The organism is Pseudomonas sp. No.117, from assembly GCF_054558395.1.
This window is the reverse complement of sequence record NZ_BAAJNP010000002.1, coordinates 377,239-393,203: the sequence shown is the minus strand read 5'-3', so window position 1 is coordinate 393,203 and position 15,965 is coordinate 377,239. Positions and strand designations below refer to the sequence as shown.

Here is a 15,965-nt window from a genome sequence, read left to right as displayed (position 1 = left end):
CCGACGCCCTGGCTGGCGTCGTCTGGAGTTTCCATGAGTGATTACCTGAATAGCGTCGGCGCGGCCCTGCTGGCACCCGGCGGGCTGGCGGTGGATGACCTGCAACCGGTCCTGCAGCGCTTGGCTGGTCCCGGCATCGATGCCGCCGACCTGTACTTCCAGAGCGTCGTCTCCGAGTCCTGGCTGCTGGAAGACGGCATCGTTAAGGAAGGCGGCTTTCACCTCGACCAGGGGGTCGGAGTGCGGGCGCTGTCCGGCGAGAAGACCGGCTTCGCCTACAGCAACGCCATCACCGGCGAGGCACTGGACCTGGCCGCCCAGGCGGCGCGCTCCATCTCCCGCAGCGGCACCGAGGGTCGGGTCCAGGCGTTTCGCGCGGTGGAGCCGGCGCAACGCCTCTATGGCCAGGACAATCCCCTGGATGTGCTGGATCGCGCCACCAAGGTTACCTTCCTACAGCAGCTGGACGAGGCCACCCGCGCCCTGGATCCACGCATCCAGCAGGTCACCATCAGCCTGGCCGGCGTCTGGGAGCGCACCCTGGTGGCCGCGGTCGACGGCACCCTGGCGGCCGATGTCCGCCCGCTGGTAAGGCTGGGCGTCAGCGTCATCGTCGAGCAGAACGGCCGTCGTGAAAGAGGCAACAGCGGTGGTGGCGGTCGCTGCGACTACCGCTACTTCCAGAGCGACGACCGCGCCCTGGGCTATGCCCGCGAAGCGGTGCGCCAGGCGCTGGTCAATCTCGAGGCCAGCGCGGCGCCGGCCGGTACCCTGCCGGTGGTGTTGGGCGCCGGCTGGTCCGGTGTATTGCTGCATGAGGCGGTCGGCCATGGCCTGGAGGGCGACTTCAACCGCAAGGGCAGCTCCAACTACAGCGGCCAGCTCGGTCGCCAGGTGGCGTCCTCGCTGTGCACCATCGTCGACGATGGCACCCTGCCGGATCGCCGGGGTTCGCTGTCCATCGACGACGAAGGCACCCCCAGCGGCTACAACGTGCTGATCGAGAACGGCATTCTCAAGGGCTACATGCAGGACAAGCTCAATGCCCGGCTGATGGGCGTGGCGCCCACCGGCAATGGCCGGCGCGAATCCTACGCCCACCTGCCGATGCCGCGCATGACTAATACCTACATGCTCGCCGGCCAGAGCGATCCGGCCGAGATCATCGCCTCGGTGGAGAAGGGCATCTATTGCGCCAGCCTGGGCGGTGGCCAGGTGGACATCACCAGCGGCAAGTTCGTCTTCACCACCAACGAGGCCTACCTGATCGAGAACGGCAAGCTCGGCCGTCCGGTGAAGGGCGCCACCCTGATCGGCAACGGCCCCGAGGTGATGAACCGGGTATCCATGGTCGGCAACGACCTGGCCCTGGATGCCGGGGTAGGGACCTGCGGCAAGGACGGCCAGTCGCTGCCGGTGGGCGTCGGTCAGCCGACGCTGAAGATCGACGCCATCACCGTGGGCGGCACCGGCGCCTGATGCGGCTGCCGGTCGTGGCCATGACCGACGGAAACCTAGCGCAGGCCGCGCTGGGTCTCGTCGAGGGTGCGGATGTACTTGAAGACCTTGCGCGCCGCCGCCGGCGGCTTGTTGTGCGCCGCCTCATGCTGGGCATGGCGCACCAGGCCGCGCAGATGCTGGCGGTCGGTTTCCGGGTACAGCGCCACGAAGGCTTCCAGCGCCGCATCGCCTTCGGCGATCAGACGGTCACGCCAGCGCTCCAGGGCATGGAACCGCTCGTTGTACTGCCGGGTGGAGCTGTCCATCTGGTCGACCAGCGCCAGGATGGCGTCCAGGTCCTGGTCGCGCATCAGCTTGCCCAGGTATTGGATATGCCGTTTGCGCGCGATGTGCGTCTTGTGCTTGGGCGCCTCCGCCAGCGCCTTGCGCAGCGGATCGGTCAGCGGCAGGCGGTCCAGCTGCTCGGCCGGCAGGCCGGCCAGGCGTTCGCCCAGTTCCTGCAGCGCATGCAGCTCGCGCTTGACCTGCGTCTTGCTCTTTTCGCCCAGCGGCGCGTCGTCGTCGTAAGAATCAACCATGAACTATGGGGTCCAGCTAAGAATGGGCGCCATCATAACGAGTTGCCGCACGGTTGTCCGGCCTGGCCGGCGCCGTCCGTAAGGAGAACGTCATGAATCGCAACGCCGCCGTGGGTCCCGCTGCGCTACCCGAATTGCGCGAACAGGTCGAAGCCATCCTCGCCGAGGCCCGGCGCCAGGGGGCCAGTGCCGGTGAAGTGGCCGTCTCGGTCGACCAGGGCTTGTCGACCTCGGTGCGCAAGGGCGAGGTGGAGACGGTCGAGTTCAATCGTGACCAGGGCTTCGGCATCACCCTCTACGCCGGCCAGCGCAAGGGCTCGGCCAGCACCTCTGCCACCGGCCCGGAGGCGATCCGTGAGACCGTGGCGGCAGCCCTGGCCATCGCCAAGCACACCTCCGAGGATCCCTGCGCGGGCCTCGCGGATGCCGAGCTGATGGCGCGCGGCGAGCTACCCGATCTCGACCTCTACCATCCCTGGGACATCACCCCGGAGCAGGCCATCGAGCAGGCCCTGGCCTGCGAGGCGGCGGCCTACGCCGCCGACAGCCGCATCGGCAATGCCGACGGCACCACCCTCAATACCCACCAGAGCTGCCGGGTCTACGGCAACAGCCACGGCTTCGTCGGTGGCTACGCCAGCACCCGTCACAGCCTCAGCTGCGTGATGATCGCCGGGAGCGGCGAGGCCATGCAGCGTGACTACTACTACGACGTCAATCGGATCGGCCACGAGCTGATGAGCGCCGAGGAGATCGGTCGCCGCGCCGCCGAGCGCGCCGTGAGTCGCCTGGGGGCGCGTCCCGTGCCGACCGCCAAGGTCCCGGTACTCTTTTCTGCGGAAATGGCCGCCGGCTTGTTCGGTACCTTTCTCGCCGCCATTTCCGGCGGCAACCTCTATCGCAAGTCGTCCTTCCTCGAAGGCGCCCTGGGCCAGCAGGTGTTTCCCGACTGGCTGACCCTCGACGAGCGGCCGCACCTGCCGCGCGCGCTGGGCAGCGCCGCCTTCGATGGCGAAGGCCTGGCCACCTACGCCAAGCCTTTCGTCGAGAGCGGCCGGCTGGTGTCCTATGTGCTCGGCAGCTATTCCGCGCGCAAGCTGGGACTCAAGAGCACCGGCAATGCCGGCGGCGTGCACAACCTGCATGTCAGCCACGGCACGGCCGACCAGGCCGAGCTGATCCGGCAGATGGGCACGGGCTTCCTGGTCACGGAAATGATGGGGCAGGGCACCAACCTGGTGACGGGCGACTATTCCCGCGGCGCTGGCGGTTTCTGGGTCGAGAATGGCGAAATCCAGTTTCCGGTCCAGGAGGTCACCATCGCCGGTCGGCTGGGCGACATGTTCCGCCAGATCGTGGCGGTGGGCAGTGACGTCGAACACCGCGGCAGCCTGCGTACCGGCTCGGTGCTGATCGAGGGCATGACCCTCGCCGGGAGCTGAAAACGACACCGGGGGAGCCGTCGCGAGAAAATCCGGTCGAATTCGAGACAGCTCACCCCGTTACTCGTTAGTATCCTAGCAATGCACTAGGACATCGCCTGCGCGGTCGGATCCCTCGACCGAACGGGCTTACGGTCAGTCGGGGCGTTACCGCGCTCCAGCCGTACTTCCCGCCGCCTCGCCGTGGCGGGTCCACACCAAAGCCACCATGGAGACAATCCGCATGTCGCACACTCTGCCTCAGCTGCCCTACGCCTACGACGCGCTGGAACCGCACGTCGATGCCCAGACCATGGAAATCCACCACACCAAGCACCACCAGACCTACATCAACAACCTGAACGCTGCGCTGGAAGGCACCGAGTTCGCCGCCCTGCCGGCCGAGGAAGTGGTTCGTCAGCTGGACAAGCTGCCCCAGGACAAGCGCGGCGCCGTGCAGAACAACGGTGGTGGCCACGCCAACCACAGCCTGTTCTGGACCGTGATGGCGCCCAACGCCGGCGGCAAGCCCGAAGGCGCCCTGGCCGAGGCCATCGAGTCCCAGCTGGGCGGCTTCGACGCCTTCAAGGACGCCTTCACCAAGGCTGCCCTGACCCGTTTCGGCAGCGGCTGGGCCTGGCTGAGCGTGACCCCTACGAAGAAGCTGGTAGTCGAAAGCACCGGTAACCAGGACAGCCCGCTGATGACCGGCAACACCCCGATCCTCGGCCTGGACGTCTGGGAGCACGCCTACTACCTGCGCTACCAGAACCGTCGTCCCGAGTACATCGGTGCCTTCTTCAACGTCATCAACTGGCCGGAAGTGTCCCGTCGCTACGAAGCGGCGCTGAACGCCTGAGTCGACGTGCCATAGAAAAAGCCGCCCTCGGGCGGCTTTTTCTATGGGGGCGGCGGGCTGCTCGGGGCCGGCCGGCGGGGCAGGACGCCGGTCACTCGCCCTCGTCGAAGTAGTTGTTGATCAGCTCGACCAGGGCGCGCATGGCCTCGTCACTCTGTTCGCCTTCGGTTTCCAGTTGCAGGACGGTGCCCTTGCCGGCGGCCAGCATCATGACCGCCATGATGCTCTTGCCGTCCACCGGTGGCTCGCCACTGCGACCCACGCGGACACTGGCGGGAAAGCGCCCGGCCACGCCGACGAACTTGGCCGCCGCGCGGGCGTGCAGGCCCAGCTTGTTGATGATGGTGATCTGTTGGGCAGGCATTGAGTCTGTCCTTGTCGAAACAAAACGGGCGTCAGAGATCGCGGTGGCGGATCTGGACGTTCTTGAGCAGGTCTTTGAGTTCGCGACCCAGGCGATCGGCCAGGTAGACCGAGCGGTGATGACCACCGGTACAGCCGATGGCCACGGTCACATAGGACCTGTTGTTGGCCGCGAAGCGCGGCAGCCACTTCACCAGGTAAGCGCGGATGTCATTGTACAGGGTCTCTACCTCGGGCTGTTGCTCGAGATACTCCCGCACCTGGGCATCGAGGCCGGAAAAGTCGCGCAGTTCCGGTTTCCAGTAGGGATTGGGCAGGAAACGCACGTCGAATACCATGTCGGCATCCACCGGCAGGCCCCGCTTGAAGCCGAAGGATTCCACCAGGTAGGCGGTACCGGGCTCGGGCGCGTTCAGCAGGCGCAGCTTGAGGATGTCGCGCAGCTGATAGAGATTCAGGTGGGTGGTGTCGATCTTCAGGTCGGACAGGTCGGCGATGGGCGACAGCAGCACCTGTTCGTCGTGGATGGCCTCCGCCAGGGATCTTTCCTGGTTGGACAGCGGATGCCGGCGGCGCGTCTCGGAAAAGCGCTTGAGCAGCGTCTGGTCATCGGCGTCCAGGTAGAGGATGTCGCAACGGATGTTGCGGCTACGCACCTGTTCGAGCAATTCAGGAAAGCGCTGCAGCTGGCTGGGCAGGTTGCGCGCATCGATGGACAGGGCGACCTTGGGCTGGGGCCGCTCCATGTCGGTCAGGGCATGCTGGGCCAGGTCGGGCAGCAGGCTGGCCGGCAGGTTGTCGATGCAATAGAAGCCATTGTCCTCAAGCACGTTGAGCGCCGTACTCTTGCCCGACCCGGAACGTCCGCTCACGATGATGAGGTGCATGTCAGTGTCCGCTCTGAGCCTCGACGACGATCTGATAGAGCGCCTGGCTGTCCCCGGCCTTGCGCAGCCGCTCGCGGATATCGGCCCGGTCCAGGATGCCGGCGATCTGGCGCAGCAGGGTGAGGTGCTGTTCGGTGGCGGCCTCGGGGACCAGCAGGACGAACACCAGGTCCACTGGCGCTCCGTCCAGGGAATCGAAGTCCACCGGGTGTTGCAGGTGGAAGAGCACGCACAGCGGCTGTTGCAGGCCCGCCAGGCGGCAGTGGGGGATGGCGATGCCGTTGCCGAAGCCGGTGGAGCCCAGGCGCTCGCGCGCCATCAGGCATTCGTAGATATGCGCCGCGTCGTGGCCGGGCAATTCCTGCGCGGCCAGTTCGGCGATGCGTTCCAGTACGGCGGCTTTGCTGCCACCCGGCGCACCCGTTTGGGTGCGGCCGGGGGTCAGGATGTTTTCGAGTCTGATCATAAAGCGGCGATCGAAACCTCAGCGGACGCCGACGCCCTGCTGGCGTTCGATCGATTTTTCCTTGTGTTTAATCAGTTGGCGGTCGAGCTTGTCGGCCAGGAGATCGATGGCGGCATACATGTCGTCGTGCTCGGAGTTGGCGACCACCGCGGCGCCGGCGACGTGCAGGGTGGCTTCGGCCTTTTGCTTGAGCTTGTCCACTTCGAGGATGACCTGGACGTTGGTAATACGGTCGAAGTGCCGTTCGAGGCGGGCGAGTTTCTCGCCGATGTAGTCACGCAGGGCTTCTGTTACTTCGAGCTGATGGCCACTGATGTTGACTTGCATACCGCTTCTCCTTATTGCCGGGCTGCGATCGGCGAAGCTGCTCGCCGACGTGACAAGAGTCGATCGAGGCACGGTCACATCAGGACGCGTCAGAGGAGACGCTTGCGTTCGCTGGACGGAGCGATACCCAGGGATTCCCGATACTTAGCCACCGTGCGTCGAGCGACTTGTATACCTTGCGATTCCAGTAAACCAGCGATCTTGCTGTCACTCAACGGCTTTTTCGCGTTTTCCGCCGCCACCAATTTCTTGATGATCGCGCGGATCGCGGTGGAGGAGCATTCGCCACCCTCGGCGGTACTGACGTGGCTGGAGAAGAAGTACTTGAGTTCGTAGATGCCACGCGGGGTGTGCATGAATTTCTGGGTGGTCACCCGCGAGATGGTCGATTCGTGCATGCCCACCGCCTCGGCGATGTCGTGCAGGACCAGCGGCTTCATGGCCTCTTCGCCGTATTCGAGAAAACCGCGCTGGTGCTCGACGATCTGGGTCGCCACCTTCATCAGGGTCTCGTTGCGGCTCTGCAGGCTCTTGATGAACCAGCGCGCCTCCTGCAGCTGGTTGCGCATGTAGGTGTTGTCGGCGCTGCTGTCGGCGCGCTTGACGAAGCCGGCGTATTGCGGATTCACCCGCAGGCGCGGCACGGCTTCCTGGTTGAGCTCCACCAACCAGCGTTCGTTGTGCTTGCGCACGATGACGTCCGGCACCACGTATTCGGCTTCGCTGGATTCGATCTGCGAGCCCGGCCGCGGATGCAGGGTCTGGATCAGCTCGATGATCGGCTTGAGCTCGTCTTCCTTGATCTTCATGCGCCGCATCAGCTGGGCATAGTCGCGGCTGCCGAGCAGATCCAAGTAGTCGCCGACCAGGCGCTTGGCCTCGCCGAGCAGGGGCAGGGTGGCAGGCAGCTGCGCCAGCTGGATCAGCAGGCACTCGCGCAGGTTGCGCGCGGCGACGCCGGCCGGTTCGAATTGCTGGACGCGTCTGAGCACCACCTCGACCTCGTCGAGATCGACTTCCAGCTCCGGGTCGAGGGAGGCGTGGATGTCCTCCAGGCTTTCCTGCAGATAGCCGTCGGTGTCGATGCCGTCGATGATCGCCAGGGCGATCAGGCGGTCCAGGTCCGACATGGGCGCCAGGTTGAGCTGCCAGAGCAGGTGCGTCTGCAGGCTCTCGCCGGCCGAGGTGCGGGTGGTGAAGTCCCACTCGTCATCGTCGTTGCTGGGCAGACTGCTGGCGCTGGTCTGGTAGATGTCTTCCCAGGCGGTGTCGACCGGCAGCTCGCTGGGGATGCGCTCGCTCCATTCGGATTCGTCGGCCATCTCGTTGGTGGCGACCGAGGTTTCCTTGAAGGTGGTTTCCAGGTTGCCCGGGTTCGCCGCCTCATCGCTGTCGCCTGCAGAGTCGCTCTGGTCGAAGTCTTCCCCTTCTTCCTGGCGTTCCAGCATCGGATTGGATTCCAGGGCTTCCTGGATTTCCTGCTGCAAATCGAGCGTCGACAGCTGGAGCAGACGAATGGCTTGTTGCAGCTGCGGCGTCATCGTCAGCTGCTGGCCCATCTTGAGGACTAGCGATGGTTTCATGGCTGCGGAATTACACCTTGTCTACCGACGCGAACAGCGCCACCGAACCTCGCGAACCCTGCGAGCGTTAGCAAATTATATGCCTTGTTTCCCTGGGTTTGCCTAGAGGCGGAATTCGTGGCCCAGGTAGACTTCCTTCACCAGGTCGTTGGCGAGGACTTCCTCGGCGGTGCCTTCGGCGATCAGCTGGCCATCGTTGACGATATAGGCCGTTTCGCAGATGGTCAGGGTTTCCCGGACATTGTGGTCGGTGATGAGCACACCGATGCCCTTGGCCTTGAGGTGGCGGATGATCTGCTTGATGTCGCCCACCGAAATGGGATCCACGCCGGCGAAGGGTTCGTCCAGCAGGATGAACTTGGGCGCGGTGGCCAGGGCGCGGGCGATCTCGACGCGGCGCCGCTCACCGCCGGACAGGCTCATGCCGCGGTTGTCGCGGATGTGGGTGATGTGGAACTCCTGCAGCAGGCTTTCCAGCTCGCGCAGGCGGCCGGCCTTGTCCAGGTCCTTGCGGGTTTCCAGGATGCCGAGGATGTTGTCGGCCACGGTCAGCTTGCGGAAGATCGAGGCTTCCTGGGGCAGGTAGCCGATCCCGGCGCGGGCGCGACCGTGCATGGGCAGGGCGGTGACATCCTGGTCGTCGATCAGCACCCGGCCCTGATCGGCCTTGACCAGGCCGACAATCATGTAGAAGCAGGTGGTCTTGCCGGCACCGTTCGGGCCGAGCAGGCCGACGATCTGGCCGCTGTCGATGCTGACGCTGACGTCGCGGACGACCTGACGACCCTTGTAGCTCTTGGCCAGATGCTGGGCTTTGAGCGTAACCGTCATTGTCCCTGCCCCGACTGCTGCTGATCCTTGGGCTGGATGACCATGTCGATCCGCGGCCGCGGCGTGGTGACCTTGCTGCCGTTGGCCCGCCCGGCGTTGACGATCTGGCGCTGGGTGTCGTAGACGATCTTCTCGCCTTCGAAGGTGTTGCCCTGCTGGATCACCTTGGCCTGGTCGATCAGGATGATGCGGTTTTCCTGGGCGAAGTACTGGATGGTCAGGGCGTAGGCCTTGACCAGGTCCTTGTCCGCCGACGGCTTCTGCTCGTAATAGGCCGGTTTGCCTACCGAGGTCGCGACCTTGATGTTGCCCTGGTTGTCCTGGGTCAGGGTCACGGTGTTGCCGGTGATCTTCATGCTGCCCTGGGTGATGACCACGTCGCCGCGGTACACGGCCACGCCCTGCTTGTCATCGAGCTCGGCGCTGTCGGCCTGCACGCGGATCGGCTGGGTGCGATCGGTCGGCAGGGCCCAAGCCGCGGCACTGCCAAAGGTGGCGCCAAGGGTGAACAGGAAGGGGAGGGTTTTAACGAACCTCATGCTGGCCTCTTACGTTGGACAGCAGGAGCATTCTGCCGTCTTCTAGATACGCTTTCATGCCATTGGCCGTGGTCACCCCATTGGCGGCCTCGATTCTAACGGCTTGCTCGGTTTGCGCATATTGTTTGTCAGGAAAGACGGTCATGCGGGTGGTGGTCAACACCACCGGGCGGCCTCTCGCATCGGTACGCTCCACGCGGACGTCGTCGATCAGCTCCGCCTGACTGCCACCAGGGGCGACTTCGGCACGGGCACTGCGAACATGCCAGGGGAAGTCGGTGCCGCGAAAGGCCAGCATGTCGGGCCGGGTCACCAGGGTGATGTCGGTGGCCTTGACGTGTTCACTGCGTTCGGCCTTGAGTTCGTACTGGACCTTGCCGTCCAGCCGATACTGAATGGTGCGGGTGTTGAGCGCGTAGCCGTCGATGGCGCTGTCTTGCGGGGTCGACGACGCCGGCGCGTCGACGAAGCGCTGCGGCAGGATGTTCCAGTAGCCGATCGCGATGAGCGCGGCGGCGATCAGGACCAACAGCACGGGGCGGCGCAAGCTGCGAAACATGAGGGTACCTGTGATGGGCCGCACCAAGGGCGGCGGGTTGAACGTACGTTTTCGGCGTAATAGCCAGTCAGTATAACCCGGCCTACAGCACCCCGGCGCGTAGCAGGTCACCCATGTTGAGGGCGCCGATCGGTCGCTTGGCGTCGTCTATCACCACCAGGGCATTGATCTTGTGCTCTTCCATGATCTTCAGCGCCTCGGCGGCGAGCATCTGGGCCTTCGCCGTTCGACCCCCACGGGTCATCACGGTTGCGATGGGCGTGGTCCGCACGTCGATGCCGCGATCCAGCGCCCGGCGCAGGTCGCCGTCGGTGAAGATGCCGGCGAGCTGGCCATCGGTGTCGACCACGGTAGTCAAGCCCAAGCCCTTGCGCGACATCTCCAGCAGCGCATCGGACACCAGGGTATCCTCGCTCACCTGCGGCAGGCCGGCGCCGGCGTGCATGACGTTCTCCACCTTGAGCAACAGCCGCCGCCCCAGGGCGCCGCCCGGATGGGAGAAGGCGAAGTCCTCGGCGGTGAAGCCGCGGGCTTCCAGCAGGGCGATGGCCAGGGCATCGCCCAGCACCAGGGCGACGGTGGTGGAGGAGGTGGGCGCCAGGTTGAGTGGGCAGGCCTCGGTTTCGACGCTGGTGTCCAGCTGGACGTCCGCCACTCTTGCGAGCGGCGAGGCGGCATTGCCGGCGAAGGTGATCAGCGGCACCCCGAGGCGCTTGATCAGCGGCAGCAGGGTGAGGATCTCGCTCGAGGTGCCCGACTGGGAGATGGCGATGATGACGTCATCCCGGGTGATCATGCCCATGTCGCCGTGGCTGGCTTCGGCCGGGTGGACGAAGAAGGCCGGGCTGCCGGTGCTGGCCAGGGTGGCAGCGATCTTGTTGCCGACATGGCCGGATTTGCCCATGCCCAGCACGACGATGCGGCCGCGGCAGGCCAGCAGCAGGCGGCAGGCCTGGGCGAAGCTTTCGTCGATGCGTGCGCCCAGGGCGGCCACCGCCGCTCGCTCTACATCGATGGTGCGCTTGGCGGAACTAATGAAATCTATTGAGTCGGGCATGGGTCAGAAGGCAGGTGACGGGACAATCGGAAATTATATGCGCAAAGCCGCGACCCTCAGCAACGTCGCCCGCAGGTCGGCGGTCTCATCGGCAACGAATGCTATAGTGCCGCCCTTTTGCCGGGACCGCCGAATGCGCGCGTCGCGTGCCCTGACGCGGCGGAGCGACGTCTCCCTGCACAGAGTTGAACCTTAGGAGTCTCGATGACCGTCGATAGCCCGTACGCCGTGGAGCTAAAGGGCGTTTCCTTCAAGCGCGGCACGCGCCTCATCTACGACCGGGTCGATATCCGCATCCCGCGGGGCAAGGTCACCGGCATCATGGGGCCGTCCGGCAGTGGCAAGACCACCCTGTTGCGTCTCATCGCCGCCCAGCTACGGCCGAGCAGTGGCGAGATCTGGGTCAATGGTGCCAACCTGCCCCAGCTGTCCCGCGGCGAACTGTTCGACATGCGGCGGCAGATGGGCGTGCTGTTCCAGAGTGGCGCGCTGTTCACCGATCTCGATGTCTTCGAGAACGTGGCCTTCCCGCTGCGGGTGCACACCAAGCTGCCCGAGGAGATGATCCGCGATATCGTCCTGCTCAAGCTGCAGGCCGTGGGCCTGCGCGGCGCCGTGGAGCTGATGCCGGACGAACTGTCCGGCGGCATGAAGCGGCGGGTCGCCCTGGCGCGAGCCATCGCCCTGGATCCGCAGATCCTCATGTACGACGAGCCCTTCGTCGGCCAGGATCCCATCGCCATGGGCGTGCTGGTACGGCTGATCCGCCTGCTCAACCAGGCGCTGGGCCTGACCAGCATCGTGGTCTCCCACGACCTGGCCGAGACCGCCAGCATCGCCGACTACCTCTATGTGGTCGGCGACACCAAGGTGCTGGGGCAGGGCACGCCGAAGGAACTGCGCGAGTCGCCGGATCCGCGGGTTCGCCAGTTCATGCAGGGCATCCCCGATGGCCCGGTACCCTTCCACTTCGCCGCGCCGGATCTGCGCGATGCCTTGCTGGGGAAACACTGATGCGTAAGGTCTCCGCCGTGGAGCGGATTCGTCGGCTGGGCCGTGCCGGGCTGGATGTCGTGGCGGCCATCGGTCGCTCGGTGATTGTCCTGCTGCTCGCGGTCTTCGGTCGCGGGGGCGCGGGCAGTGGCCTGCAGCTGCTGGGCAAGCAACTCTATGCGGTCGGCGTGCTGTCGCTGCCGATCATCGTGGTGTCGGGTTTCTTCATCGGCATGGTGATCGCCCTGCAGGGCTACAACATCCTGGTCAAGTACGGCTCGGAGCAGGCCGTGGGGCAGATGGTCGCCCTGACCCTGCTGCGAGAGCTCGGCCCGGTGGTGACCGCCCTGCTGTTCGCCGGCCGGGCAGGCTCCGCCCTGACCGCCGAGATCGGCAACATGAAATCCACCGAGCAGCTGTCCAGCCTGGAAATGATCGGCGTGGACCCGCTCAAGTACATCGTCGCGCCACGCTTCTGGGCCGGCTTCATTTCCATGCCCCTGCTGGCCGCCCTGTTCAACGTGGTGGGCATCTGGGGCGCGGCCATGGTCGCCATCGACTGGCTCGGCGTCTACGACGGCTCCTTCTGGGCCACCATGCAGAACAGCGTGATGCTCAGCGACGTGCTCAATGGCGTGGTGAAGAGCCTGGTGTTCGCCTTCGTGGTGACCTGGGTGGCCGTCTTCCAGGGGTATGACTGCGAACCGACCTCCGAAGGCATCGGTCGCGCCACCACCCGTACCGTCGTCTATGCGTCGCTCGCCGTGCTCGGCCTCGACTTCATTCTTACCGCCCTGATGTTTGGAGATCTCTGATGCAAACCCGCACCCAGGAAATCGGTGTCGGACTCTTCCTGCTGGCCGGCGTGCTCGCGCTGCTGTTGCTGGCGCTGCGGGTAAGCGGTCTGACGATGAGCGACCATCGCGATACCTACAAGGTCTACGCCTACTTCGACAACATCGCCGGTCTCACCGTGAGATCGCGGGTGACCCTGTCGGGCGTGACCATCGGCAAGGTGACCGCCATCGACCTCGACCGCAACAGCTACCGCGGCCGGGTCACCATGCAGATCGACCAGCAGGTGGACAACCTGCCGACGGACTCCATCGCCTCGATCCTGACCGCCGGCCTGCTCGGCGAGAAGTACATCGGCATCAGCGTGGGCGGCGACGAACAGGTGCTCAAGGAGGGCTCGACCATTCGCGATACACAATCGTCGCTGGTTCTCGAGGATCTGATCGGCAAATTCCTGCTCAACTCGGTCAATAAAGACTCTTCCGCCAACAAATGATGAGAGGCTTCTTCATGCTCAAGCTAATTCGTCACGGAGTCATCGCGATCCTGGCCCTGTTGCCGCTGGTGTCCCAGGCGGCGCCCTCGGCCCATGACGTGATCCAGCAGACCACCACGACGCTGCTCTCCGATCTCGAGGCCAACCGCGACAAGTACCGCAGCAGCCCGGAAGCCTTCTACGAGTCGCTGAACACCATCCTCGGGCCGGTGGTGGACGCCGAGGGCATCTCGCGCAGCATCATGACCGTGCGCTACAGCCGTAGCGCCACCCCGGAGCAGATGGCGCGCTTCCAGGAGAACTTCAAGCGCAGCCTGATGCAGTTCTATGGCAACGCCCTGCTGGAATACAACAACCAGGGTATCCGCGTGCTGCCCGAAGGTCCGGCCGACGGCCCCGACCGCACCAGCGTGGGCATGGAGGTCAAGGGTAACAACGGCGCCGTGTATCCGGTGCAGTACAGCATGGTCAAGCAGGGCGATGAGTGGAAGGTGCGTAACGTCATCATCAATGGCCTGAACCTCGGCAAGCTGTTCCGCGACCAGTTCGCCCAGGCGATGCAGGACAACGGCAACGACCTGGACAAGACCATCAACAACTGGGCGGGCACCGTGGCCAAGGCCAAGGATTCTCCCGAGGCCCAGAAGGCCAAGGTCGGTTCGTGAGTCGCGCCGCCATCACCGCCGAGGGTGCCCGACTGCAACTGTCTGGCGTGCTCGACCACGCCAGCGTGCCGACCCTGCGCGAGCAGGGCCGGGCGTTGATCGGCCAGGGCAGCGGTCCGCTGGTGCTGGACTGTGTTGGGGTAGAGCACTCCAACAGTGCCGGCCTGGCGCTGTTGCTGGCCTGGCTGCGTGATGCCCAGGCCGCTGGTCGCCCGCTCAGCATCGCCCACCTGCCTTCCGAGCTGCGGCAGATTGCCGACGTATCGGATGCCCTGGCGCTGCTGCCCCTCGCGGACCAGGCCCAGGCCTAGGCGGCGTCCGCAAGCCCCTGCGCTCGGCCAGGCGACGTCGAAGACCAGCGGGGTCGCCAGCCCGGCCTGGGCGGCGCCGTCGCCATGTTCGGTTAGCACTCGTGAACGCCGCCTCCGCCCCGACGTAACCTCGCCCGGCCTTCGCTCGGTGACTTTGCAGATGAGCCCTGATGGTCATCGCAGTCGCCGTACCGCCGGTTTTTTTGTATGATCGCCGGCTGTACTAGATTGCCGAGGTGCCGCCATGCAGGCCCAAGAAGTCAAAAGCCTCCTGGAGGCAAAACTGGCCGATACCCAGGTCGAAGTGGAAGGCGAGGGCTGCAACTTCCAGCTCTACCTGATCAGCGACGAGCTCCAGGCACTCAGCCCGGTCAAGCGTCAGCAGCAGGTCTACTCCCATCTCCAGCCGCAGATCGCCGATGGCAGCATCCATGCTGTCACCATGAAATTCTTCACCCGTGCTGCCTGGGCCGAACGCGCCTGAATCGCAGCGCCGAGAACTCGCTATGGACAAACTGATCATTACCGGCGGCAATAGCCTGAACGGTGAAATTCGCATTTCCGGGGCCAAGAATTCCGCCCTGCCGATCCTGGCTGCGACCCTGCTCGCCGATACCCCGGTGACCATCGCCAACCTGCCGCACCTGCACGACATCACCACCATGATCGAGCTGTTCGGTCGCATGGGCGTGCAGCCCATCATCGGCGAGAAGCTCAACGTCGAGGTGGATGCTTCCAGCATCAAGACCCTCGTCGCGCCCTACGAGCTGGTCAAGACCATGCGCGCCTCCATCCTGGTGCTGGGCCCCATGGTCGCCCGCTTCGGCGAGGCGGAAGTCGCCCTGCCCGGTGGCTGCGCCATCGGTTCGCGTCCGGTCGACCTGCACCTGCGCGGTCTGGAGGCCATGGGCGCCAAGATCACCGTCGAAGGCGGCTACATCAAGGCCAAGGCCCCGGCCGGCGGCCTGCGCGGCGCCCACTACTATTTCGATACCGTCAGCGTGACCGGTACCGAGAACGTGCTGATGGCCGCCACCCTGGCCAAGGGCCGTAGCGTCATCCAGAACGCCGCCCGTGAGCCCGAGGTCGTCGACCTGGCCAACTGTCTGATCGCCATGGGTGCCAACATCCAGGGCGCCGGTACCGACACCATCACCGTGGAAGGCGTCGAGCGCCTGGGTGGCGCCACCTATTCGGTGCTGCCCGACCGTATCGAGACCGGCAGCTACCTGGTCGCCGCCGCCGCCACCCGCGGCCGTGTCAAGCTCAAGGACACCGATCCGACCATCCTCGAGGCCGTGCTGGCCAAGCTGGAGGAGGCGGGTGCCCACATCGCCACCGGCAGCAACTGGATCGAGCTGGACATGAAGGGCAATCGCCCGCGTGCGGTCAACATCCGCACGGCGCCCTATCCGGCGTTCCCCACCGACATGCAGGCCCAGTTCATCTCCATGAACGCCGTCGCCGAAGGCACCGGTACCGTGGTCGAGACCATCTTCGAGAACCGCTTCATGCACGTTCACGAGATGGTACGCATGGGCGCCAACATCGCCATCGAAGGCAATGCCGCCATCGTCACCGGCGTCCAGAGCCTCAAGGCCGCCCCGGTCATGGCGACCGACCTGCGCGCCTCGGCGAGCCTGGTCATCGCTGCCCTGGTGGCCGAGGGCGACACCCTGATCGATCGCATCTACCACATCGACCGCGGCTACGAATGCATCGAGGAGAAATTCCAGCTGCTCGGCGCCAAGATCCGTCGCACGCCCAAGTAAGG

20 protein-coding genes are annotated in these 15,965 nt (G+C 65.2%); 10 read left to right on the top strand and 10 right to left on the bottom strand.

Features of this window, described 5'->3' with window-relative positions; all coding sequences use genetic code 11:
• Positions 1-33 precede the first annotated feature (33 nt).
• Entirely contained in the window at positions 34-1,479 is a 1,446-nt protein-coding gene (gene tldD, locus ACYJP6_RS05320; RefSeq protein WP_145004581.1) for a metalloprotease TldD, read from the top strand.
• A 35-nt stretch (positions 1,480-1,514) separates the two neighbouring features.
• On the opposite strand, the gene yjgA is transcribed toward tldD, so the two are convergent.
• Positions 1,515-2,039, bottom strand: a complete 525-nt coding sequence (gene yjgA / locus ACYJP6_RS05315) for a ribosome biogenesis factor YjgA (RefSeq protein WP_459473974.1) — start codon at positions 2,037-2,039, stop codon at positions 1,515-1,517.
• A 92-nt stretch (positions 2,040-2,131) separates the two neighbouring features.
• Here yjgA and pmbA point away from each other — a divergent pair, with 92 nt between their 5' ends.
• Together pmbA and ACYJP6_RS05305 are read left to right on the top strand one after the other, a co-directional pair.
• On the top strand, positions 2,132-3,481 hold the full coding sequence (pmbA, locus tag ACYJP6_RS05310) for a metalloprotease PmbA (RefSeq protein WP_459473972.1): 1,350 nt from the start codon (positions 2,132-2,134) through the stop codon (positions 3,479-3,481).
• A 223-nt stretch (positions 3,482-3,704) separates the two neighbouring features.
• Entirely contained in the window at positions 3,705-4,319 is a 615-nt protein-coding gene (locus ACYJP6_RS05305) for a superoxide dismutase (protein WP_459473970.1), read from the top strand.
• A 91-nt stretch (positions 4,320-4,410) separates the two neighbouring features.
• On the opposite strand, the gene ACYJP6_RS05300 is transcribed toward ACYJP6_RS05305, so the two are convergent.
• The 9 genes from ACYJP6_RS05300 to ACYJP6_RS05260 form a co-directional block, all read right to left on the bottom strand.
• Positions 4,411-4,683 carry an HPr family phosphocarrier protein gene (locus tag ACYJP6_RS05300; protein ID WP_295463536.1) on the bottom strand — a complete coding sequence of 91 codons (273 nt, stop codon included), beginning with the start codon at positions 4,681-4,683 and terminating at the stop codon, positions 4,411-4,413.
• A 31-nt stretch (positions 4,684-4,714) separates the two neighbouring features.
• Complete coding sequence (gene rapZ / locus ACYJP6_RS05295; RefSeq protein ID WP_459473969.1) at positions 4,715-5,569, bottom strand: RNase adapter RapZ; 855 nt, start codon at positions 5,567-5,569, stop codon at positions 4,715-4,717.
• 1 nt (position 5,570) lies between these two features.
• Positions 5,571-6,035 (bottom strand): PTS IIA-like nitrogen regulatory protein PtsN, encoded by a 465-nt coding sequence (gene ptsN, locus ACYJP6_RS05290; RefSeq protein WP_459473968.1) that lies wholly within the window; start codon positions 6,033-6,035, stop codon positions 5,571-5,573.
• 18 nt (positions 6,036-6,053) lie between these two features.
• A complete protein-coding gene (gene hpf, locus ACYJP6_RS05285; protein WP_145004602.1) occupies positions 6,054-6,362 on the bottom strand; it encodes a ribosome hibernation-promoting factor, HPF/YfiA family in 309 nt (102 codons plus the stop codon).
• 89 nt (positions 6,363-6,451) lie between these two features.
• Complete coding sequence (locus ACYJP6_RS05280) at positions 6,452-7,945, bottom strand: RNA polymerase factor sigma-54 (RefSeq protein WP_459473965.1); 1,494 nt, start codon at positions 7,943-7,945, stop codon at positions 6,452-6,454.
• A gap of 102 nt (positions 7,946-8,047) precedes the next feature.
• Entirely contained in the window at positions 8,048-8,776 is a 729-nt protein-coding gene (gene lptB, locus ACYJP6_RS05275; protein ID WP_017640054.1) for an LPS export ABC transporter ATP-binding protein, read from the bottom strand.
• Entirely contained in the window at positions 8,773-9,315 is a 543-nt protein-coding gene (lptA, locus tag ACYJP6_RS05270) for a lipopolysaccharide transport periplasmic protein LptA (protein ID WP_145004608.1), read from the bottom strand. Before lptA ends, lptB begins: the two co-directional genes overlap by 4 nt.
• Positions 9,302-9,874, bottom strand: a complete 573-nt coding sequence (lptC, locus tag ACYJP6_RS05265; RefSeq protein ID WP_145004610.1) for an LPS export ABC transporter periplasmic protein LptC — start codon at positions 9,872-9,874, stop codon at positions 9,302-9,304. The genes lptA and lptC overlap by 14 nt, the downstream gene beginning before the upstream one ends.
• An 82-nt stretch (positions 9,875-9,956) precedes the next feature.
• Complete coding sequence (locus tag ACYJP6_RS05260; RefSeq protein WP_459473962.1) at positions 9,957-10,931, bottom strand: KpsF/GutQ family sugar-phosphate isomerase; 975 nt, start codon at positions 10,929-10,931, stop codon at positions 9,957-9,959.
• A 204-nt stretch (positions 10,932-11,135) separates the two neighbouring features.
• On the opposite strand from ACYJP6_RS05260, the gene ACYJP6_RS05255 reads away from it, so the two are divergent.
• The 7 genes from ACYJP6_RS05255 to murA all read left to right on the top strand — a co-directional run bounded on the left by ACYJP6_RS05255 (position 11,136) and on the right by murA (position 15,963).
• The gene (locus tag ACYJP6_RS05255) at positions 11,136-11,945 is read left to right on the top strand and encodes an ATP-binding cassette domain-containing protein (RefSeq protein WP_145004616.1); all 810 of its coding nucleotides are present in this window, start codon (positions 11,136-11,138) and stop codon (positions 11,943-11,945) included.
• Positions 11,945-12,739 carry a lipid asymmetry maintenance ABC transporter permease subunit MlaE gene (gene mlaE, locus ACYJP6_RS05250; protein ID WP_145004619.1) on the top strand — a complete coding sequence of 265 codons (795 nt, stop codon included), beginning with the start codon at positions 11,945-11,947 and terminating at the stop codon, positions 12,737-12,739. The genes ACYJP6_RS05255 and mlaE overlap by 1 nt, the downstream gene beginning before the upstream one ends.
• The gene (gene mlaD, locus ACYJP6_RS05245; RefSeq protein WP_145004622.1) at positions 12,739-13,215 is read left to right on the top strand and encodes an outer membrane lipid asymmetry maintenance protein MlaD; all 477 of its coding nucleotides are present in this window, start codon (positions 12,739-12,741) and stop codon (positions 13,213-13,215) included. Before mlaE ends, mlaD begins: the two co-directional genes overlap by 1 nt.
• Before the next feature lie 14 nt (positions 13,216-13,229).
• On the top strand, positions 13,230-13,880 hold the full coding sequence (locus ACYJP6_RS05240; RefSeq protein WP_459473960.1) for an MlaC/ttg2D family ABC transporter substrate-binding protein: 651 nt from the start codon (positions 13,230-13,232) through the stop codon (positions 13,878-13,880).
• A complete protein-coding gene (locus ACYJP6_RS05235) occupies positions 13,877-14,191 on the top strand; it encodes an STAS domain-containing protein (RefSeq protein ID WP_459473958.1) in 315 nt (104 codons plus the stop codon). Before ACYJP6_RS05240 ends, ACYJP6_RS05235 begins: the two co-directional genes overlap by 4 nt.
• Positions 14,192-14,435: 244 nt before the next feature.
• A complete protein-coding gene (locus ACYJP6_RS05230) occupies positions 14,436-14,675 on the top strand; it encodes a BolA family protein (protein ID WP_007159508.1) in 240 nt (79 codons plus the stop codon).
• 22 nt (positions 14,676-14,697) lie between these two features.
• On the top strand, positions 14,698-15,963 hold the full coding sequence (gene murA / locus ACYJP6_RS05225) for a UDP-N-acetylglucosamine 1-carboxyvinyltransferase (protein ID WP_145004631.1): 1,266 nt from the start codon (positions 14,698-14,700) through the stop codon (positions 15,961-15,963).
• Positions 15,964-15,965: the final 2 nt, after the last annotated feature.